Here is a 21,208-nt window from a genome sequence, read left to right on the forward strand (position 1 = left end):
AAATTGAGAAACATCACAGTAGAGGGATTCAGGTCTTCAAGCGCACCTGAGCAGCATCTTGAGATAGTGGAGAGAAAGGGTCTGGGTCATCCTGACAGCATATGCGATGCTATCATGGACAGGATATCTGTGGACCTGTGCACCGAATATATTGAGAGGTTCGATGCCATTCTCCATCACAATATAGATAAATGCCTGCTTGTTGCAGGAGAGACAGCAGGTATCTTTGGCGGAGGTGTCGTAGTTGAACCCATGCTCCTTGTAATTGGTGACCGTGCAACCTTCAGGTCGGAAGATATCGATATAGATGTTGCCAATATAGCAATGGACACTGCAAAAAGGTGGTTTGATGAGAAGCTGCGTTTTGTAAAACCGGACTTCGTTGAATACCAGGTCGAGCTTAAACATGGTTCTGCAGAGCTGACCGACATCTTCCGCAGGCAAAAGGGCATACTTGGCTCCAATGACACCTCAGCAGCAGTGGGCTATGCCCCTCTATCTTTCACCGAGAAGGCTGTACTGGATATGGAAAAACATCTTAACTCTCCCACCTTTAAGGAGGAGTATCCTGAATCAGGAGAGGATGTAAAGGTCATGGGGGTGAGAAGAGGCAATAAACTTGACCTCACAGTTGCCATGCCTCTTATTGATTCCTTTGTGGATTCTGAACAACATTACTTCAATATGAAAAAGGATATCTTTGGAGCAATGAACGGATTCCTGACCGGTTATATGGAAGAGAAAGATGTTTGCATGAATGCATCCATTTCGTTCAATAATCTTGATGCTGCGGGTCGTGGGATGGATGGTATTTACACAAGCGTCACTGGAACTTCTGCCGAAGATGCGGACTGTGGGCAGGTTGGCCGTGGAAACCGTGTTAATGGCATAATCCCTCTGAACCGGCCTGTAAGCAGTGAGGCAGCGGCGGGTAAGAATCCGGTTAGCCACGTGGGTAAGATATACAACGTGCTTTCCCATCACATTGCAGGAAAGATCGTAAGTAAGGTACCTGATGTGAAAGAAGCATATGTGTGGCTTCTGAGCGATATAGGCGTTCCCATCGACAGACCCAAGGTCGCTGCCGCCCAGATAATAATGGAGAAAGGAACAGTGGCATCTGTGGAAAAAGAAGTTGTAGAGGTCATTGACCTTGAACTTGAGCATATCCGGGATTTCTGCATGCAGCTTGCCAGGGGCATGATACCTGTCTGCTGAGATCAGGTTCCTGCAATGAATGATATCAGTGCGAAGGCCATTGCCATCTTAAACATCCTTGAGGATCCGGTGGGGTCATCCTTCACCAATATATGATAAACAGCAACTGCAAAGATTATGTCTGCAATGCCCACCAGGAACAGGTAGCGTATGCTCATTAACGACTGCAGGTATGGTAGAGGGCTTGCAATTACTGCAACAAGCCCTGTGAATGATGCGACATAGGCAGCTTTTTTTTGTCCGATGATAATAGGCAGCGTGCGTGCGCCGTCTTCACGGTCTCCTTTAATGTCCTCTATGTCCTTGACGATCTCCCGGGCCAGAGTTGCCAGGGTTGCCAGGAGGAAAAGCACAAATACTCCATTTATACCGCCGTTCGCATAGAATACAGCTCCTCCGAAAAGGAATGTAGAGCCTGTAAGGTAACCCACGGCAATGTTTCCCAGGAGCGGAGTGCGTTTAAGAGTGCTTGCATAATATATGAGAAGGAGGGAATTTACAAGGGCAATGGTACCGCATATCAGATTAATTGAGAGGGCCAGGACCGTACCGGCAAAAAAGAGTGCCAGAGAGAAATACAATGCTGTCCTAAGACCGATCTTTCCCGAAGGAATAGGTCTTTGGGGTTTGTTTATTCTGTCTATTTCAATATCAAAATAATCATTGATAGCGTTTCCTGCTCCGGTTACCAGAAATACTACAAGGGCTACTTTCAAAGCATCGATTACCGGGAACAGGATTGGATATGAACTCTGGTCAGGGATGTTGGCAGTAACTATATTATATGCGATAAAGACCCCAATAACCGCAGCAATAGCAGCCATCAGGCAATTGCCCTGGCGCATCAGTCTCAGATATGTCTGCATGGATCCATTACCTGTTTCTTTTCACTTCCAGCATCCTGTCAAGTGCAAGCCTGGCTCTGACTCTTATGTCTTCATCAACGGTGATGACATACTGCATATTCTCAAGTGAAAGCAACAACGAGGCAAGGTCTATTGCCTTCATCTCCGGGCATACGGTATATTCTGATACATTGTAGAATCGCTTTTTTGGATTATCCTTCTTAAGTTTGTGAAGTATGCCTCTTTCAGTTGCAATGATGAACTCATCACCTGCATGTTTTGCGTATTCTGTCATTCCCGTGGTACTGAATACCTTGTCTGCCAGGTCTATGACCTCCCTGCGGCATTCGGGGTGTGCCAGTACCTCTGCATTGGGATGTTCCTCTCTGGCTTTGATGACATCTGTGGCAAGTATCTGGTTATGTGTGGGGCAATACCCTTCCCATGGGATTATCTTCTTTGTGCTGTACCTTGATACGAAATCGGCAAGGTTCCTGTCGGGTACGAAAAGGATCTCGTCCTCTTCTAAGGAGTTTACAACCTCCACTGCATTTGCAGACGTGCAGCAAATATCGCTCTGTGCCTTTACATCGGCAGTTGAGTTAACATAACATACTACTGCAGCATCCGGGTATTTTTTCTTTTCTGCGCGCAAAGCCTCAGCAGTAACCATGGATGCCATTGGGCAGCCGGCATGTATCTCTGGCAGGAGTACGGTCTTCTCAGGGCTCAGGATGGCTGCACTTTCCGCCATGAAATGTACTCCGCAAAAGACAATGACATCTGCATCCTGCTCCATTGCCTGCCTGCTCAGTCCAAGTGAATCGCCTGTAAAGTCGGCAATGTCCTGTATCTCGCCCCGCTCGTAGTTATGTGCAAGGATAACAGCACTACGTTTTTTCTTTAGCTCCAGAATCCTTTCAATGATCTTTTGAGTATCCTGCATATGATCAAAACCTTCTGTATCCATCATTTTGTCTTTTCCAAGTTCAAACTTCCCTTTTACGTGTACCAGGATAGGAGTGCTCTGCGTTTCATGTGCCTGTCTGGAATGGATCAGTTATCCTTTTCAGCGTTGCGATGGCAGAAAGGGATGCAAGGTAACTGCTTCTGGGGTTTGTAGGTGATGGGAGGTTCTCTACCTTTGTTGTGAACTTCCCGAATGCTCCTTCTACGGAAATCTCATGTATGTTACGTGTGAGTGCCGGATCGGCCACTATGCGCACTCTTGTCTTCTCAAAACCGATACCTGCAATGCTTAGGGTGGCAGCCACATTCACATTTGCCGGGAATGCCCTGACAGCATCAATGGCAGCTCCCTCAAAAAGAAGGGTTTCCTCCCTTACACTGCCAAGGTCTATATTGTTCATGGTTATATATGGCGCCCCTTCGAGTCCTTCCGGTGGTTTTTTTGTTGTAAGTGTGACAGAGTATATATCCTCTGCAGATGCAGACTTCAGTCCGTCCAGCCCTGCGATAGCTCCTGATGGAAGATATACCTTGCAGTTATTATCCTTTGCAAGTTCTCTGATGGTCATGAATAATACCTCATCTGCAAAAGCACCTACGCTCATGACCATCACATCACAATGTGCTTTAAGGGCCAACGGTATCACTTCCGGGACTGCCTCCTGTGAAGCGCATTCTATCAGAAGGTCTATATTTTTTACCATTTCTGAAGTTTCAATTACCCGGGGCTTTTCCCTCCGGAGGCTTGACAGGAGCCTTTGTGCATCCTCTATGTTCCTGTCGTAAATAGCAAAAAGCTCTGCTTCAACGGTCCCGTCATCTACTGCTTTGCAGATGGTGGTACCAATTGTGCCGCAGCCGATAAGTCCTATCTTAAGCATTTTTCATCCCTGGCCAATGAGCTGATTGGTAGATATGTTGGATATTGCATATATTGATTAGTTAAGTACGTTTTGCTTACATACTAAAAGCATATAAATCCCTTTATTGAGTAAATATGGGTAGATGATATGATGTTTATACATGAAATAGAGTCCTTTCTTGAAGAGGACCTGGGCTATAATGATATTTCCTGTACCCTTGTTCCTGAAAAGCTTATTGATGCCATTATCTTTACAAAGGAGGATTGTACACTGGCAGGTCTTGATGAGGCAAAGGCTTTTTTTGATTATTTTGGTCTTCAATACGGTACAGACTGTGTCAACGGAGACCGGCTTTCAAAGGGTGATGTGATCTTTTCCTTACATGGCAGTTCCCATTCAGTGCTAAGGGCCGAAAGGCTTGTCCTTAACTTCCTGGGTCATCTATGTGGCATAGCGACTAATACCAGAAGATGTGTGGATATAGCGCGGCAGTATTCGGATGTAAGGATCGCCTGTACCAGGAAGACAACCCCCGGACTTCGTAAATATGAGAAGATGGCGGTAATAGCCGGTGGTGGGGACCCCCACAGGTTCGGTCTTTCGGATACTATAATGATAAAGGACAACCATGTGAAGCTGATGGGCATTGAAGATGCCATCATGTCTGCAGGAAAGAAGGCAAGTTTTACTCAGAAGGTGGAGGTGGAAGCAGAGTCAGCTGAAGACGCCCTCAGGGCTGCAAAGGCAGGAGCGGATATAATCATGCTTGATAACATGGAGCCAGGAGAGGTGATCGATACGGTTGAATTGCTAAAGAGGTCATCAGTTCCCGGACATATGGTCATAGAGGTTTCAGGCGGGATCAATGCTGACAACCTGGAAGAGTATGCAAAGACCGGTGTGGATGTGATATCCATGGGCTCTCTTATCCACAGATCTCACTGGATAGATGTCAGTCTTGAGATTATAAGATAGGATTCATAGAATAGGATTCATAGAATAGGATTCATAGAATAGGATTCATAGAATAGGATTCATAGAATAGGATTCATAGAATAGGATTCATAGAATAGGATTCATAGAATAGGATTCATGGAATAGGATTCATGGAATAGGATTCATGGAATAGGATTCATGGAATAGGATTCATGGAATAGGATTCATGGAATAGGATTCATGGAATAGGATTCATGGAATAGGATTCATGGAATAGGATTCATGGAATAGAGTTCATGGAATATGGATAATAGGTATGCCGGCTGTGTGGCAGGATCAATTATTCATGCACAAAAATATAAAAACGATTAAATCATAAGCTTTATATCAAAAACAGCGTATCTTACCTGAAAAACAAAAACAAAATCTGATCCCCTGAGGAAAATATGGTTCGGTCCACTCGCTTATTAATTATTTCTTTATGCCTAATTCTTTCATGTATCGCACTTGCAGGAAATGCCTCTGCTGCAGCAGAGATATATAATTCCAGCATTGAAATGGGTAACGGATATCAGATAAACAATTACGTGATAGATGTTACAGATGTCTTTGTAAGTGCAAACAGTGCTTCTTTTTATGTTTATGAACAAAACAAAGAGGTCAAAAATGCCTTAGTCAATACTGGTGACTCCTTTGAGTTCGATTTTGAAGATGGTGGTAAAGTAAAGGTCACATTGCGCAGCGTCAGCAGTGGAATAATCCCCAGGGCAGGCGTATCCATAGTTCTCAGTAACTATAATTACCAAAGTCTCTATAAGAACGATATTGTCAACGGTGGACACGAGTATGCAACATATTCCGGTACTCCTGAGCTCAGGATAACAAAGACTGTGGATAAGTCTGAGATAGGTGTAGGGGATCTTGTACGTGTGACCGTGACCGTTGAGAATGTGGGGGATGACAAAGCAGTGGATGTGATCTTTCAGGATCCTCAGCAGGCAAAGTTCTTGTTGTATGAAACATTTGTTACCCACACCGGTCAGACCACAGTTGATGTCGGAGAATCCAAGACCCTTTATGTTTACCAGTTAAAGGCAACAGAGGCGGGAACATACACACTTTCCCCCACAACTGCAAGTTTTTCGAACACTGCGGGCCAGAAGTTCCCTATGGCCTCTTCCAATTCCCCTGCTGTGACCGTCGGGGCCAGTGAGAGCCTTGTAAATGCAAATATTGAATTCACAACTACCCTGGATAAATATGCAGTCAGCAGAAATGAGGACATCCGGGGAACTATAAAGATAAAGAACACCGGAGACGCGTCTGCTACAGGTCTAACCGTGTCTATCCAGGTCCCTGATGGTCTGGAGTTCAGTGGTGGCTCAGGTATTGAGACAATCTCCGGGGTACCTTCCATATATCTGGAATCTTTTGGTGTCCAGCAGGAAAAAGAATTCTTCTTTACCCTGAAGCCACAGGAAGTGGGGACTTACACACTATCTGTCCAGAACAGTTACCGTTTCAATAATGGCGTTGATGCACAGTTGCAGCAGGTCAGTTCAACTTCAGTAACTGAAAATATATATGTTTCTAAGGGGCAGTACGATTACCTTTTCGAGCAACCGGTCTATGTGTATTTGATACCATTGCTTATAATTGGCGTAATAGCCGGCTGGATCTATTACAGGCACAAACAATATAAGTTCTGATATGAGATTTATAATCAAAGCAAACATGTCATAAGATTTATTTAATCATAATTATATTATCACTTGGAGGAATTACTTGCTCAACATACTCATCGTTGGGAACGGACAATGTGGAAATCGCATACTGGATGCTATTAACAGGGAATCTTTTGGTAAAAAGAGCCGCTTTGCTAAGTACCTGTCCCAACAAAAATATAAAAGCAATGTGCAAACAATTGCTATCAACACTGCAGTGAATGATCTCAAAGAGATGAAATTCACAAAAGCAAAAGACAGGATCCATATTCCTCACCTGCACGGCGTCGGTGCAAATCGAAATGTGGGCAAACATGTTTTTGAGGATAACAAGACCCATATTATGAGGCAGATAGAAGAACGGGGTGATTTTGATGTATGCTTTGTTATTACTTCAGCTTCAGGAGGAACGGGTTCCTCTTTCACTCCTATGCTTATAAAGGAAATGAAGTCCAAGTATGATTATCCTGTCTACTCCATAGTGGTCCTTCCATTCCGGGAGGAAGGTACTCTTTATCTTCAGAACGCTGCTTTCTGTCTCAGGGATATTCGTGAAAGCGGGGCAGACGGGATCATACTTGCCGATAACCAGTTCCTCAAACAGATGGGGGGCAATGTCGAATCCGCCTATAATGGCATCAATGACATGATCGCCAGACGCATACTTTTCCTGCTCGATGCGCTTGACAGTGAAATGATGATGGTCACTGATCTTGGTGACTTCAAGACTGTCATGAGCGGTGGTGCAGGCCTTGCAACCATAGGGTTCTACGAGGCCGGAGTGGAAATACCTGTGAGGGGTGCGATCCAGAAGGCTCTTTCACCTTCGGGTCTGTTGTTCTCCAGTGATGTTTATGCGGAAGCCAGCAGGGCCATGATCATCATAAGGGGTGACAGGGAGCGTCTGAGCATTGATGAGATATCCACCGAGGTGGAAAAATTATCCAGTGCGGTAGGCCATGTTTTTAAAGGTATCATTGTCCGGGACGGGGAACTCCCTCAGGTACTGGCGGTCCTTACACTGGAATCAGCATCTGAACTGGAAAATCTTTATGCTATAGCTGTGGATGCTATCAAGCACGAGCGCGATAAAAAGGAACGTGTGTCCACAGTAAAGGAAGTTGATAAGGCATTTTCCCAGATAGATGGAATGGATCCTTCTTACTGAAGATGTTTTATTGGCATCTCTCCTTTTTTTGTTTTCAGATCCGCTAATTCTGTTTCTCCATTTCTGAAAAATCAAATACATTGAAATAGTCCGGGCCTAAATAAAGGTATCAGAGGTTTTATTTTGCTTGCTGACAATAAGTCTGATATAATTCAGGTGCGAGGGCTTTCCAAGGTCTACATGAACGGTGTGGAAGTACGTGCTCTTGACAATGTGGACCTTGATATCAAAAAAGGTGAATTCCTTTCTATAATAGGTCCCTCAGGATCTGGAAAAAGTACTCTTTTGCACATGATCGGCATTCTTGATACCCCGACATCAGGAAGTATCAGTATAGCTGGAAAGGTTGTGACCAACATGTCAGAAAAGGAAAGGTCAAGGGTACGCAATGAAGTATTGGGCTTTATCTTTCAATATCACCACCTGATGCCTGATTTCAATGCTCTTGAGAACGTGATGATGCCTCTTCTGATAGGGGGCATGAAGAACAGGGATGCAAAAAAGAAAGCATCTGCCTTACTTGAAGAGGTTGGCCTGGGTGACCGGATGGATCACCGCCCAAACCAGCTTTCAGGAGGCCAGGCCCAGAGGGTTGCTATTGCCAGGGCCCTTGCAAATGATCCTGAAATAATTATCGGGGATGAACCTACAGGGAACCTTGATACAAAGTCCAGTGACATGATATACGACCTGCTGAGGAAGCTGAACCGTGACAGGGAGCAAACCTTTATCCTTGTTACACATGATGAGGAAATGGCCCGGAAAACAGAACGAATAATAAGGATAGTCGATGGACAAATATCAGGTGATTCATAAAAAGGTGAGTAAAAAGGTGAGCAAATGGATTATTCTGTAGGGAACATAGGCAGGGTATTTGCAGTTCGTCTGGACCACGGGGATGACATTCTCCGGGAACTTGAAGGACTTGCTGTGGCAGAAGATATACGATCTGCAGCATTTATTATGCTGGGTGCGGTGAAAGAGGCAAATCTTGTTGTGGGTCCTAAGACCTGTGAGGTGCCTCCTGATCCTTCATGGGAAAAGATCACTGATGCACATGAGATCCTGGGTATTGGTAATATCTTCCGGGAAGAAGGAAAGCCAAAGATCCATCTTCATTCTGCTGCAGGAAGAGGAGCGTCAGTTAAAGCCGGATGTCTGCGGAAAGAAAGCGAGGTTTTCATGGTTGCTGAGGTATTCATCATGGAGATATGCGCAATATCGGCAACGAGGGTATTCGATCCCAAAAGAGGTTTTTCCCCGGTGACTTTCAGATAAGGCCTTTTTCAAATACCATTGTTGCTAAGCTCCTTGAGCTGCTCAAGGGCTTCAACCATTTCCATGTTCTTTTTAAGTGCTTTTGACTCGAACATCCTGACTATATCATCAAACGGAACGACCAGCTTATAGTATTTTACAGGCCTGCCTTTGTCTGTATTCTTCTTCTCACTCCTTTCTTCTATCCACCCTCTTTCCCTTAAAGGGCGCATAGCAATACTGACCTCAGGCTGCCTTAGTCCTGAGGCCTGTTCGATATTCTGGGATGTCAGTTCGCCTCCGCAAACAAGACAGGCAATAGAAATGGCTTCGGTCCTGGGTACGTCCAGGCCTTGTAAGAGTTCTATTATCTCGTACCCTTTGCCACTTAAAAGATCGATATCTCCGCTTTTCATTTGTATACTATAATACTTTTAAGTTTATATAATTTATGAGTATATAAGTGCAGGTCTTTTTCTTTCCGGGAAGTGGTTTACCATGGAATATATTGAAATGAACGGTAACAATATATACGGTAATTGCAAAGTAGGTGTAAAAATAAGCCAAGGTGGAATAGGATGCCGTATATTGATGATGACAATAGCTATAAGATAAAACGGGTTCATGCACGTGAGATCCTGGATTCACGGGGAAATCCTACAGTCGAAGTGGATGTTTACACTTCATGCGGGTTTGGAAGGGCCAGTGTACCTTCCGGTGCTTCCACAGGAAGCAATGAAGCACTTGAGTTGCGCGACAAAGAGGACCGTTACGGAGGAAAGGGTGTACTTGATGCAGTTGACAATGTCAACTCTACCATTGAGTGTGAGCTTCTGGGCATGGATGTCAGAAAACAACGTGAGATCGATGGACTGATGCTGGCACTTGATGGCACTGAGAACAAGATGGAACTTGGGGCCAACTCCATTCTGGGAGTTTCCATGGCTGTTGCAAGGGCTGCTGCGGATTCCCTCAATATGCCACTGTACCGCTATCTGGGCGGCATCAATGCATACACCCTTCCGGTTCCTACAATGAATGTGCTTAACGGTGGAAAACATGCCGGGAACTCTCTCTCCATTCAGGAATTCATGATACAGCCAAAGGGTGCCGGTTCATATTCGGAGGCACTGCGCATGGGCGCTGAAACATACCATGTACTTGGCAGGATACTGGAATCAAAATATGGTGGCTCGGCAACCAATGTTGGTTATGAGGGAGGTTATGCACCTTCCATTGAAATGACCCATGATGCCCTTGATGCATTGGTAAGTGCTATCGAGGAAGCAGGCTATACAGAATCCGCGATAAGCATCGGTCTTGATGCAGCAGCTTCGGAGTTCTTTGACGGTAACGATTATTCGATCGACGGGAAATTGCTAAAACCCGCAGAGATGATAGATTATTATCTTGAGCTCATAGAGACATATCCCATTATACTCATCGAGGACCCATTCCACGAAGAAGCTTTCGAGGACTTCGTAACCCTGACCAACGATGCGTGGGACACTTTCATCGTAGGTGACGATCTGTTTGTCACCAATGTGGAACGTCTCGTAAAAGGCGTTGAAATGGGTGCAGCCAATTCATTGCTCTTGAAAGTGAACCAGATAGGTTCCCTGTCAGAAGCATTCGATGCAGCCAACATGGCAAACCGCAATGGTTACAGTGTTGTGGTAAGTCATCGTTCCGCAGAGACCGAGGACACCACCATTGCCGACATTTCAGTGGCCATTGGGGCAGACCTGATCAAGACCGGGGCACCGGCAAGAAGTGAACGCACTGCAAAATACAACCAGCTCCTCAGGATCGAAGAGGACCTGGGTGAAGCAGCACGTTACATGCAGATATAATAGACCATATCAATAGATTATATCGTATATTTACTCTAGCAGGGGGACGGTCAGGCTCCCCTGTGGAAGGATTACCGCATAAGGTTCCTTCCCCTGTCTTTTTATCGTTTCCACTGCCATGTCAAAGGTTTTCTGTATGTCCCTGTGCGGCTGCAATTTTGCCTTTCTGATGGTTGCATCGTCCAGGCCGGATACTGCCCACATCTCAGCATACACTCCTATCTGCGCCATCTTGGCAGCCTTGTGATATCCGAGCTTATAGCCCTCCTCTATCCTGCACATCACGTCATGACAAGTGTTTTCAGAACTGAGAAGGTTCAGGAAAGCATCATCTCCTATACCATCCCTGCATTTGGATACAAGGATTATGATGCCATCGTCTTCCAGGGCCAGCCTGCCATTCTCCAGAGCTTTCTGGGACTGGTAAAGATCTATGTCCATTGGGTAGGGGGCAGCAGTAAGCACAATATTTCCTCTACGGCTGCATCTGGAGCAGAACACCTCATTAGCTTTCTCCACAGCAATCTCAAACGTTTTGAAAAGGTCACCTGCAACCATAGCATAAAGGCCATGTTCTGCTGTCAGTACAGTCTGTATGGAGAATATATTAAGCTCCCTGAGAACGTCCATTGCATCGTCCATGTCCTCTGCAACAGGATTTCCCTTGATGGCCAGGGGCTGTGCGGCGTCTGAGAGTGCGTGCTTGTGATTCATTTCTATTGTCCTGTACGAAGCCACACCAGGCAGGAATGCTTTTCTTCCACCTGTGTAGCCGGCAAAATAGTGAGGCTCAACACTTCCAATGACAATGATGTTTTTGCTCTCATTAACCATTTTATTGAGGAACATCTCGGTCCCGTTGGATGACACTCCCAGGTATTCCATATCCTCATCCCTGCGGGCATCATGAACGAATATGTTTTCTTTGAACTCGTCATAAAATTCTCCGAAAATATACCTGAACTCCTCCACGGTAGGGCCCCTGTGTGCACCGGTGGCAACCAGGAATCTTACATCTCTGTGACTTCTTAGGATGTTGCGCATCCTGAGAAGGACCTTTGCCGTAGGTGTCGGTCTGGTGGCATCGTTGACCAGTATCAGAAGCCTTTCACTGTCTCTTACGAATTTTTCCAGTGAACTCATGTCTATGGGATTCTGCAGGGCCCGGTCGATGATCTCGGATTCATCACCTGCTATTACCTGGTTGGGCGCTATGACCTCATGGGGTATCTGTACGTCAAGGTCAAAGAATTCTTTTCCATAGGGTATCTGTATCTTGATAGTAATTCCTCCGGGTTCCGGATCTTGTATCCGCCTGATCGATTTTTAAAGCATTATTCATAATGGAAAGTATTATTTATAGCATTCCTTTATTATAGGATATTATATTCACCAGTGATTTATTTCTTGACTCTGGTTTTTCTAAGACAGGTGAGCGATTGATCGAACCCGTGCAAATTCTATACTTCATTGCAGCTTCCATTGCCCTGACACTTTTGCCGGGTCCTGATATCATCTTTGTTATCACGATGAGCATATCACAGGGTAAAAAGGCCGGTATGTCAACTGCTTCGGGCCTTTGTACCGGATTGCTGTTCCACACTGCCGCCGCAGCACTGGGTGTCTCTGCAATATTGTACAGTTCTGCGCTTGCCTTTTCTGTCCTGAAATATGCAGGAGCATTGTACCTGCTCTATCTTGCCTATAAAGCACTGCGCGAAGGCGGGAGCTTTGCATCGGCAGGATATGTAAAAGAGACCGATCTTTCACTTCTTTACCGCAGAGGTATCTTCATGAATCTCTTAAACCCCAAAGTATCCCTGTTCTTCCTGGCTTTTTTACCCCAGTTTGTAAACACCGGGTCAGGAAATGTTCCTTTACAGATGCTCTTCCTCGGAGGTGTATTCCTTGTCCAGGCTCTTGCGGTGTTTTTCCTGGTGTCCTTCTTTGCAGGTTATATTGGTGCCAGGGTCATAGAAAGCCCGAATATGGGCAAACATATCAACAGGGCCAAGGCCGGGATATACTCGTTCATTGCCGTGGAGCTTGCATTGTCACACCAGTGATGATCGGGTTATTCTTTTGTATGTTCAGGAAATAGTTATATCGGTACAATTAAATCTGTATTCAAGCGGTACTGTGCATGTATGAACTGAGAATAGCCCTTAGGCACATAAACGCCCGCAGGCGTCTTACTTTCTTTGCAGTGTTCGCAGTAGCCCTGGCCATAGCTGTGATTGTTGTCCTGATGTCCCTGATGTCCGGTTTCACCGATGAGCTCATCTCCTCTACAGTGGAGAATTCCCCACATATCGTTATAACCTCATCAGATAAAGAAGAGGATTATGTTCATTTCTACAATTATTACTCCGGACAGATATCCGGGATGGATGGTGTTATTGCCGTTTCTCCTACATTTGCAGGTCAGGCAGCCGTAAGTTACAGGGATAAGGCTAAAGGTATCGATCTTAACGGCATCGACCCCGTTGCCGAAGATAGTGTGATGCAAATTTCCGCAGATATGGTGTCAGGAGACTTCTTTGCTCTTGGAAGAAGTAACAATGGAATGATCATTGGTGACAATCTTGCAGATGACCTGGGTGTTGTAACAGGGAATAAAGTCAGTATAGTCATGCCGGGATTTGGTTCATCATCCTTTGAAGTTATAGGTATCTTTGATACGGGTACGTCCAGTGATGACAGCGTTGCATATGTTCGTTTTGACTCGGCTCAGGATTTCTTTGCCAGGGACGGAGTTGCCAGCAAGATCAACATCAGAGTCGCCGATCCATTCCAGGCGGACACGATTGCAAGCTCCATCGAACAGGATACGGGTCTTGATGCTTTAAGCTGGATGGAGGCGAACAGTGAGATACTTGAACTTCTTAACACCCAGGTATTGATCGTATGGCTGTACTACGGCCTGATATACATGATCGCGGGTTTTGGGATTGCAAATACTCTTTTTACTGTTGTCATGGATAAGAAGAGTGAGATAGGAATGTTAAAGGCGATGGGGGCCTCAAAGATGAATATAACGATGATATTTCTGCTTGAGTCCCTTATACTGGGCACAATTGGCGTACTGCTGGGCTGTGTGCTTGGTTATCTTGCATCCTCTGCACTGGCCTCTTACCAGATAGATCTTCCTCAGGAGATGTATTTTGGCCTGACTACCCTCCCCCTTAAGACAGATATAATGAACTATGTTTATGCGGTCGTCTTTTCTTTCCTTATAAATATCGTTGCAGGTGTCTATCCGGCAAGACGTGCGGCTGCACTTGATCCTGTGGAAGCTATTGAAAGTGAATGAACTCAATCGATATGATTTCATATCCTGTTTTTCTGACCAAATAACTATAGTTTGTTCGTATGGTGGCGAAAGGTATATATTCTTAAAAGTCGTTTGTATGTTTGCGAACGGGTTCTTTACATAGTACCTCTCCAATACACTCCAATGTCACCAACCTGTGCATTCAATCCCTTTGCCCGTTCGCATCCCCTATGCTTTTTTATGAGGCGTGCCAATAATGTTAACATGAAGATTGTCATCGAGACACCAAAGTACAGCTTTTTCAAGTATTACAAAAACGGTTCACACTTTGAAAGGGAATTTATCTCTCCCATTCCCACGATCTTCAACTACGGTTTCATTCAAGGAAGCCTTGCAGATGACGGTATGGAAAAAGATGTTCTGGTAATAGGCCCCCGGCTGGATCAGGGAATTGTTCTTGAAGTGTCCCGGACACATGGTGTTGTAAAGTTTATCGATGATTCTGTTGAAGATGACAAGGAGATAGTCTGCATGGGCGGTTTCTTTTCAGGACCGGTTTTTTGCTGCTACTTTCATCTCTATGCAGCCTTCAAGATGATTTATTACTTTTTCATGAAAAGGAAGATGACAACCTGCAGGTTCAAAGGAATAATCTGGTACAACAGAGAGCCTGGAAGCAGATGATAAAAACCTGGAAGCAGATGATAAAAATGCTTCATCAGACTACCTTGTGGATATGGCTTCCACGGGATCAAGGCTGGCAGCCTTCTGTGCCGGATATATACCTGCTATGAGGTTCAGCAAAAATACTATTGTGATTATCCACAGTACATCTGCGCTTCTGACTACCACTGGTATGGATTCAAGACCATACACACCTTCGGGAAGCTGGTAGCTTCCAATGGACATCGCAAGCAAGACACCAGCCGCAGTTCCAGATACCGCTCCAGCAAGGCCAAGTATGCCGCTCTCTATCAGGAAGATGAACCTTATCTGTGACCTTGTGGCACCCATTGCCATCAATATGCCTATCTCTTTCACCTTTCCCATGACCACCATGTTCAGTGTGCTCACAACCCCAAAGGAGGCAATGAGCAGGATGAATCCAAGCGTCACATTGTTCGATATGGTCTCAATGGCAATGGTCCTGAGTATCTCAGGGTTGTTTACCGTCCATCCGTCAGCATTGTAACCGTTGTCTTCTATTATCCGGGCTATTTCCCTGTCCCTGTTGAAATCCTCCAGCCGCAGGGATATCCCGTTTATCACATCCGCAGTGCCGTAGAAGTCCTGGGCGTCTTTAAGTGATGTGTATGTCAGGCTTGCGTCAAGTGCCGTGCCGGTGTCATAGATGGCTACAACTTTAAGGGATGTCGGGTTTGCATTGGGGAAGGAGATCTCCACCCGGTCTCCCAGATCCAGGTCCATATCTTCTGCGAACTTATCTCCTATGATTATGCTTTTTTCTGAATATGTAAGTTCGTCGTATTCACCTTTTATTATATCATTTCCTGTGTGGGCGACATAGTCTTCCTGTGAGGGTATTATACCTTTAAGGACAGCATTCTTTGTATTGTCCCTGGACTTAAAAGAAGCCTCTCCTATCAGGTAAGGTGATGAGGCTACGACACCGTCTATATCGCTGATCTTTCCGACAATATTCTTATAAAGGTGGATGTATTCATCATTTTCCCTGGGCGAAACGACAACATGCGGCAGGTTATTTACTGTCTTGTCGTAGAGTTCCTGGGTGAATCCTGCCATGAATGCCTGGGACACCATGAGTATCATTACAGCTATCCCTATGGCTGCAACTGAGAGTATGGTCTGTCTTTTTCTTGCTCTTATGTGGCGTATTGCAATGAAAAGCTCATATCGCATCACTCACACCTATCAGTGTTCTTTCCGGCACGTCTTTATCAGGGCAGCAACTGCAACAATGGCCAGAGAGCCTGGCAGCATGAATCCGGGGGTTTGTCCGGCATCATCGGAACCTGTTGTTCCTGCATGTTCTGCAGGGGGTTCATAATCCGATTCAATGATACTTTCCTCCCTGTCCAGAATGTCCCCGTCATTGGCGATAATTTCGATGACAAGTCTGTATAACCCACTGGTCAGACGCTCCTGCCAGATCGTTTCCACAGTCTCGTCGTCCCCATTGAGGATTACAGGTGATTTTTCTGTAACTGAATATACTACAATTTCTTTTCCATTATCTTGTTTTGAGACTGTGAACCTCACAGAGCCTGTGAAAGGCACCTGCGATATACCTTCAATGGTGGCACTGGCTCCGATATGGTCCTTATAGCTGTCACTGATGAAAACATCGTCATGTGCAACGAAATCTTCCTTGAGGGCAATATAGCTCACAGAAGGTGAGTATATTTTGACCTTGACCTTTGCACTGTACTGCCTGTTGTTTTCAAGTATTACGTTCCAGTCCCTGCTGACTTCCATTGGCTGGGTGTGCACGGAGACTTTCTTTTGGGTGCTTGAGTAGATCACATCTGATCCCTCTATTAGCATGTACTCCACATCAAAGAGCACTGCATCCGTCGGGGTTACCATGATGCTGGCGCCTCTGGAATTGGCGACAAGGTCATTAACGGTCAGTCGTGGGATTATCTGCCGCCCGGCAATGAAATTGTATGTATCCTCTATGAGTGTGCATCCGTCTCTGGTGACAGCGGTCCTCACGGTATATTTCCCATCACCTTTATTGTCAGTGTCCCACATGAAGGCTTTTGTAACACTCTTTCCGGGCGAGATCGCTTCAATGGAAAAGGTCTGTCTGTCCAGTATGCTGCCGGCATGTTCCAGGGTTACATCAAGCTTCAGTCCGCTGATATTTTCAGAGCTTTGCAATGTTATGTCGCATGTCTCAAGGTCAGAATAGATATCTGTGACATATAAGCCATTGTTCTCAGATTCGCAATCAAGTCCATAAGAAGTATTTACAGAGAAAATGATAAGCAGGATCAATACAAGGGACAAAAAAGCAGTTCTCATGAAATGGCTCCAATGTTTAAATAAGTTCATTTTGATACTATTTATATCAATCTGTGAGCTTAATTAATATCTTCATACTGACTACTGGATATAAGGAGTCCTGATATGGTACTTTCATTCTCAGAAATATACAGTGATATTATCCATGAACTGGAATCTAATTCAAGACCTGAAGCAATTGAAGGTATGGCAAGGTATGGCATCACCCCGAAAAAGGCATACGGTGTTTCCATACCTGTGCTGCGCAGGATAGCAAAAGGTTTGGGCAGGAATCATGAACTCGCATTGAAACTCTGGGAAGGCGATATCCGCGAAACACGTATACTTGCAGGTATGGTGGATGATGTGTCCCAGGTTACCGGGGAACAGATGGACGAGTGGGTGCAGGAGTTCGATTACTGGGAGATATGTGATCAGTGTTGCATGAATCTTTTTGAGGATCATCCGCTTGCCTATGATAAGGCCATGGAGTGGAGTCGCAGGGACGAGGAGTTGGTAAAAAGGGCTGGATATGTTATGATGGCAAGGCTTGCTGTGAGTGATAAAAAAGCCGACGATGCTCAGTTTGAACAATTCTTCCCATTGATAATCAATGGTTCAGATGACCCGCGTAACTATGTTAAAAAAGCTGTTAACTGGGCTTTGCGCCAGATAGGTAAAAGGAACCTCGCTCTTAACGCACGTGCCATGGCATTATGTGAAGAATTGCTGGATGGAAGTTCCGGCAGTGCCAGATGGATCGCTGCCGATGCACTCAGGGAACTGAGAAGTGAAAAAGTGCTAGAAAAACTGGAAAAAGCACGCAAATGAGAGTGTATCACTCGTATCTCAGTGCATCCAGTGGTTTCATCCTTGAAGCTTTCCATGCAGGATACATTCCACCAACAAGGCTTGTAGCTATTCCGAAGAAGAACCCCTCCATAACATAGAACATACTGGATAAAGTAAAGAGGTATGAGGTGTTCTTGACAACCAGTGCCATTACTAGATAGCTGCCACTGATCGTGAGTATCGCACCTGCGGTACTGGCGATAAGTCCAAGGAACAGTGCCTCAAGCAGGAACATCTTGAGAATATCCTTCCTTGATGCACCAACAGCTTTCATGATGCCTATCTCCTTTGTTCGTTCCATGGTGGACATGAGCATAACGTTGAGTATACTCACACCGGCAACAAGCAGTGATATGGAACCTATGCCAATGAGGAACATGGAAATGGACCTGAACACATCGTCCAGACTATCTGTAATGGCGTTCATGGCAAAGACTGTAACAAGCTCTTCTTTCTTGTTGATGCGTTCTTCTATCTCATCGGCAACTGCGTCTATATTGTCTATGTCCTTCACTATGACTATGACAGTGTCATACCCTTCTTCAGCATCCGGATATAATTTATTGTACATCTCCTCAGAAGTGAATGCTCCACTGTCGGTGTTGATGTCAAACCCCAGTCCTTTTTCCTTGAGTATTCCAACGACCCTGAGTTTATTGCCATCTATCTCTATCTTCTGTCCGGGGGTAAGTTCAAGGTTACGTGCTATGCTTGCACCTACTACACAGTCTGTGGATCCGGCTTTGAAATATCTTCCCTGCTCAAGTTCAGCCAGTTTCTCAAGGTCATCCTTGCCGATACTATATACCGATACGAAAGACTGAATAGTAGCTCCACTTTTTTTGTACTCGATGATCTCCCCACTGGATGATACGGGTATTATGCTTTCTATATTCGCTACCTTTCTCATCTGGTCTACCTGCCTCTCTGTAATATGGTCTTCTCCGGGCGCAGGCGAGACCACCAGCCTGTCTCCTACATCAGCAAAGGAGTCTGTGACCGAGAGCTTGAGGCTGTTACCCAGGATACCCATGGAGGATATTGCGATCACTCCTATGATAATGCCTATGGCTGCAAGTATGGTACGCACGGACTGTCTTTTGAGATTGCGTTTTGCCAGTTCGGCATACATATTGTTCCTGAGCATGGAAGGCACGGATGGAAATCTATCCGTAATTTTCATTTTATGATCTCCCCGTCCTGTATCCTTATGCTTGTATTAGAATATTCTTCCATTTTAGGATCATGAGTGACAACGATAACAGTCGTTCCGCTGGCATTCAGCTGCTTTAGCAGTTCCATGATATTGTTTCCGGTCCTGGTGTCCAGGTTACCTGTCGGTTCGTCAGCAAGCAGTATAGGTGGGTCGTTTGCCAGTGCCCGTGCAATTGCAACTCTCTGCTGCTGCCCTCCTGACATCTCATTGGGCTTGTGGTTTGCAAATTCCAGTGGAAGGTCTGCTCTTTTCAATACACTAAGGGCTTTCTTCCTCCTTTTGGCGGTGGACTGGCCGTTGAATATCATAGGGATCTCAACATTCTCGATGGCAGTGAGGGTCGGTATCAGGTTGAACTGCTGGAAGATGAAACCTATATTGTTCCTGCGGATTGCCGTAAGGCCGTCATCATCAAGTTTTGAGAGGTCTACGTTATTGATCTTTACTCTGCCTGAAGTGGGAAGGTCAAGACATCCTATCATGTTCAAAAGAGTACTTTTCCCAGAGCCGGATGATCCCATGATGGTTACAAAGTCCCCTTTCTTAATGGAAAGACTGACCCCGTTCAGGGCATGTATCCTGTTCTTTCCGAGTGTATATATACGCTTAACATCCTTCATCTGTACTATGGGATATGGCCTGTCAGAAGGAACGATTTTCTTTTTTGGATGTGATGAGGGTTTTGCCTGTTGCATGTAAGCACCGTTTATTTGAGGAATTCTTCCTCATCAATGATGTCTTCTGTTATCTCGCCATCTTCCCAATCTTCATACTCTTCCTCTTCATATCCTTCTTTTTCTTCTTTTCCTTCCTCTTCATCCCTGCGCTTTTTCCATGAATAACCTATTACTGCAACGATCCCGATGGCAATTATCCCGGCCATCAGCCAGAGGCCGGTGGAACTTTCGTTCTCATCGTTTTTCACAGAGAAACTAGTTCCTGTTCCTGTTCCTGTTCCGGATTGGATTGGAATTTCCTGGGAGATCGCAGTGTAGGCATTGTCAGGGTCCCTGAATTCTATGAGTATTGGTATTGCAGTTATGTTCCCGGATGTCACCCTGGCGCTGAGCTCAAAACTGCTGAAGTCGTCTGCCTCCAGTGTCCCGATGAAGTAATTTGCATAAGGCTGTACAGGTTCAAGTCCATCAAGGCTTGCTACTGACACCATCACGTTCTTGGCATCCGTGATGCCGAAATTGTTCAGGTCCCCTGTGATCGTGTACTTGTTTCCTGCACTCACTGTCTCAATAGCTGTGAACACAAGAGGAGATTGTTTTATTATCCTTACATCCTTTACTGTATTTTCTGTGTAGTGCAGGTTGTCTCCGTTAAAATAGGATGCTGAGAATGAGACTGTGTTGTATTCCTGCTCACAGGACATTGTATTGAGGGTGAATGTGGCAGTTGATTTGTTTCCTTCTGATACTGTTCCTACAAAGTAATCGGAGGGTGTGAAGGTCATACCTTCTGCATATGGTGTAACGATTACGCTTTTTACATCATTTGGTCTGCGGTTCACCACGTCCACGCTGATGGTGGAAACCTCGTTCATAAGTGTTGAAGGCAGATTGGATACTATCAGTTTTACATTCCTCTCATCCACTTTCACAGGTATGCGGTAGTTAAGGTCGTACATGTTGCTGCCACCAATTATCTTAAGATCCGCATAATGGACTCCCGTGGCAACATTATCCTTTACTTTGATATTGAATGTGAGTCTCAGGTTATCACCGGGCCCCAGCATCCCGATGTTTGTGTAGCTCTGGTCCAGTATTTCCAGCTTCCCGTTCCCATTGAGGCTGCCACTTGCAATGTATGCGTTCATGTCCAGTGTCTCATCGTCCTCTTCTACATATATCTCACCGCTTGCCATGTTCTTAAGGGTTACAGTGATGGTGCCTATGTCACCGGGCATGAATACCTCCGGTTCCATCTCATAGTCAAGGGAGACAGTTGGCCTGATCGTCGTACTTGCAGTTCCGGAAAAGGAGAACGTGGCAAGAAATATCATTGCCACAATCAGTACTTTTATCATGTTCTTCATG

21 protein-coding genes are annotated in these 21,208 nt (G+C 45.2%); 11 read left to right on the plus strand and 10 right to left on the minus strand.

All coding sequences use genetic code 11. From position 1 onward, the window contains the following. Positions 1–3: 3 nt before the first annotated feature. Entirely contained in the window at positions 4–1,218 is a 1,215-nt protein-coding gene (locus V7O64_RS11520) for a methionine adenosyltransferase (RefSeq protein ID WP_407355531.1), read from the plus strand. A 2-nt stretch (positions 1,219–1,220) separates the two neighbouring features. On the opposite strand, the gene V7O64_RS11525 is transcribed toward V7O64_RS11520, so the two are convergent. The 3 genes from V7O64_RS11525 to V7O64_RS11535 are packed head-to-tail and all read right to left on the minus strand — an operon-like array spanning position 1,221 to position 3,913. Further along, positions 1,221–2,084, minus strand: coding sequence for a geranylgeranylglycerol-phosphate geranylgeranyltransferase (locus V7O64_RS11525; protein ID WP_407355532.1), 864 nt, complete (start codon positions 2,082–2,084; stop codon positions 1,221–1,223). A gap of 7 nt (positions 2,085–2,091) precedes the next feature. After that, on the minus strand, positions 2,092–3,123 hold the full coding sequence (nadA, locus tag V7O64_RS11530) for a quinolinate synthase NadA (protein WP_407357334.1): 1,032 nt from the start codon (positions 3,121–3,123) through the stop codon (positions 2,092–2,094). Beyond that, positions 3,098–3,913, minus strand: a complete 816-nt coding sequence (locus V7O64_RS11535) for an aspartate dehydrogenase (protein ID WP_407355533.1) — start codon at positions 3,911–3,913, stop codon at positions 3,098–3,100. The genes nadA and V7O64_RS11535 overlap by 26 nt, the downstream gene beginning before the upstream one ends. Positions 3,914–4,045: 132 nt before the next feature. Between V7O64_RS11535 and nadC the strand changes: the two genes are divergently transcribed. The 5 genes from nadC to V7O64_RS11560 all read left to right on the plus strand — a co-directional run bounded on the left by nadC (position 4,046) and on the right by V7O64_RS11560 (position 9,001). Further along, positions 4,046–4,870: a carboxylating nicotinate-nucleotide diphosphorylase gene (gene nadC / locus V7O64_RS11540; protein ID WP_407357335.1), complete on the plus strand. Its 825-nt coding sequence runs from the start codon at positions 4,046–4,048 to the stop codon at positions 4,868–4,870. 407 nt (positions 4,871–5,277) lie between these two features. Next, a complete protein-coding gene (locus V7O64_RS11545) occupies positions 5,278–6,540 on the plus strand; it encodes a BatD family protein (protein ID WP_407355534.1) in 1,263 nt (420 codons plus the stop codon). A 76-nt stretch (positions 6,541–6,616) separates the two neighbouring features. After that, on the plus strand, positions 6,617–7,723 hold the full coding sequence (locus V7O64_RS11550) for a cell division protein FtsZ (protein ID WP_407355535.1): 1,107 nt from the start codon (positions 6,617–6,619) through the stop codon (positions 7,721–7,723). Between the two features lie 180 nt (positions 7,724–7,903). Further along, positions 7,904–8,539 carry an ABC transporter ATP-binding protein gene (locus V7O64_RS11555; RefSeq protein ID WP_407357336.1) on the plus strand — a complete coding sequence of 212 codons (636 nt, stop codon included), beginning with the start codon at positions 7,904–7,906 and terminating at the stop codon, positions 8,537–8,539. 24 nt (positions 8,540–8,563) lie between these two features. Continuing rightward, complete coding sequence (locus V7O64_RS11560; protein WP_407355536.1) at positions 8,564–9,001, plus strand: PPC domain-containing DNA-binding protein; 438 nt, start codon at positions 8,564–8,566, stop codon at positions 8,999–9,001. A gap of 8 nt (positions 9,002–9,009) precedes the next feature. Here the strand turns inward: V7O64_RS11560 and V7O64_RS11565 are convergent, their stop codons facing one another. Next, positions 9,010–9,396 carry a transcriptional regulator gene (locus tag V7O64_RS11565; RefSeq protein ID WP_407355537.1) on the minus strand — a complete coding sequence of 129 codons (387 nt, stop codon included), beginning with the start codon at positions 9,394–9,396 and terminating at the stop codon, positions 9,010–9,012. A gap of 162 nt (positions 9,397–9,558) precedes the next feature. Here V7O64_RS11565 and eno point away from each other — a divergent pair, with 162 nt between their 5' ends. Then, positions 9,559–10,833 carry a phosphopyruvate hydratase gene (eno, locus tag V7O64_RS11570; protein WP_407355538.1) on the plus strand — a complete coding sequence of 425 codons (1,275 nt, stop codon included), beginning with the start codon at positions 9,559–9,561 and terminating at the stop codon, positions 10,831–10,833. A gap of 30 nt (positions 10,834–10,863) precedes the next feature. On the opposite strand, the gene larA is transcribed toward eno, so the two are convergent. After that, entirely contained in the window at positions 10,864–12,153 is a 1,290-nt protein-coding gene (larA, locus tag V7O64_RS11575) for a nickel-dependent lactate racemase (RefSeq protein ID WP_407357337.1), read from the minus strand. 119 nt (positions 12,154–12,272) lie between these two features. On the opposite strand from larA, the gene V7O64_RS11580 reads away from it, so the two are divergent. The 3 genes from V7O64_RS11580 (at position 12,273) to V7O64_RS11590 (ending at position 14,791) form a co-directional block, all read left to right on the plus strand. Further along, positions 12,273–12,899, plus strand: a complete 627-nt coding sequence (locus V7O64_RS11580) for a LysE family translocator (protein WP_407355539.1) — start codon at positions 12,273–12,275, stop codon at positions 12,897–12,899. Positions 12,900–12,976: 77 nt separating this feature from the next. After that, positions 12,977–14,146 (plus strand): ABC transporter permease, encoded by a 1,170-nt coding sequence (locus tag V7O64_RS11585; RefSeq protein WP_407355540.1) that lies wholly within the window; start codon positions 12,977–12,979, stop codon positions 14,144–14,146. 225 nt (positions 14,147–14,371) lie between these two features. Further along, positions 14,372–14,791: an inorganic diphosphatase gene (locus tag V7O64_RS11590; RefSeq protein WP_407355541.1), complete on the plus strand. Its 420-nt coding sequence runs from the start codon at positions 14,372–14,374 to the stop codon at positions 14,789–14,791. 39 nt (positions 14,792–14,830) lie between these two features. Here V7O64_RS11590 and V7O64_RS11595 read toward each other — a convergent pair whose 3' ends face one another. Together V7O64_RS11595 and V7O64_RS11600 are read right to left on the minus strand one after the other, a co-directional pair. Continuing rightward, positions 14,831–15,988 carry an ABC transporter permease gene (locus V7O64_RS11595; protein ID WP_407355542.1) on the minus strand — a complete coding sequence of 386 codons (1,158 nt, stop codon included), beginning with the start codon at positions 15,986–15,988 and terminating at the stop codon, positions 14,831–14,833. Between the two features lie 12 nt (positions 15,989–16,000). Continuing rightward, the gene (locus V7O64_RS11600; protein WP_407355543.1) at positions 16,001–17,116 is read right to left on the minus strand and encodes a hypothetical protein; all 1,116 of its coding nucleotides are present in this window, start codon (positions 17,114–17,116) and stop codon (positions 16,001–16,003) included. Between the two features lie 105 nt (positions 17,117–17,221). Here V7O64_RS11600 and V7O64_RS11605 point away from each other — a divergent pair, with 105 nt between their 5' ends. Further along, positions 17,222–17,926, plus strand: a complete 705-nt coding sequence (locus tag V7O64_RS11605) for a DNA alkylation repair protein (RefSeq protein ID WP_407355544.1) — start codon at positions 17,222–17,224, stop codon at positions 17,924–17,926. A gap of 7 nt (positions 17,927–17,933) precedes the next feature. On the opposite strand, the gene V7O64_RS11610 is transcribed toward V7O64_RS11605, so the two are convergent. From V7O64_RS11610 to V7O64_RS11620, 3 genes are read right to left on the minus strand one after another with little or no spacing between them, the layout of a single operon-like run. Then, the gene (locus V7O64_RS11610; protein ID WP_407355545.1) at positions 17,934–19,130 is read right to left on the minus strand and encodes an ABC transporter permease; all 1,197 of its coding nucleotides are present in this window, start codon (positions 19,128–19,130) and stop codon (positions 17,934–17,936) included. Next, positions 19,127–19,858 carry an ABC transporter ATP-binding protein gene (locus V7O64_RS11615; RefSeq protein WP_407355546.1) on the minus strand — a complete coding sequence of 244 codons (732 nt, stop codon included), beginning with the start codon at positions 19,856–19,858 and terminating at the stop codon, positions 19,127–19,129. Before V7O64_RS11615 ends, V7O64_RS11610 begins: the two co-directional genes overlap by 4 nt. Positions 19,859–19,869: 11 nt before the next feature. After that, positions 19,870–21,198 carry a COG1361 S-layer family protein gene (locus V7O64_RS11620; protein WP_407355547.1) on the minus strand — a complete coding sequence of 443 codons (1,329 nt, stop codon included), beginning with the start codon at positions 21,196–21,198 and terminating at the stop codon, positions 19,870–19,872. Positions 21,199–21,208 lie beyond the last annotated feature (10 nt).

The organism is Methanolobus sp. WCC5, from assembly GCF_045690325.1.
Lineage (GTDB): Archaea > Halobacteriota > Methanosarcinia > Methanosarcinales > Methanosarcinaceae > Methanolobus.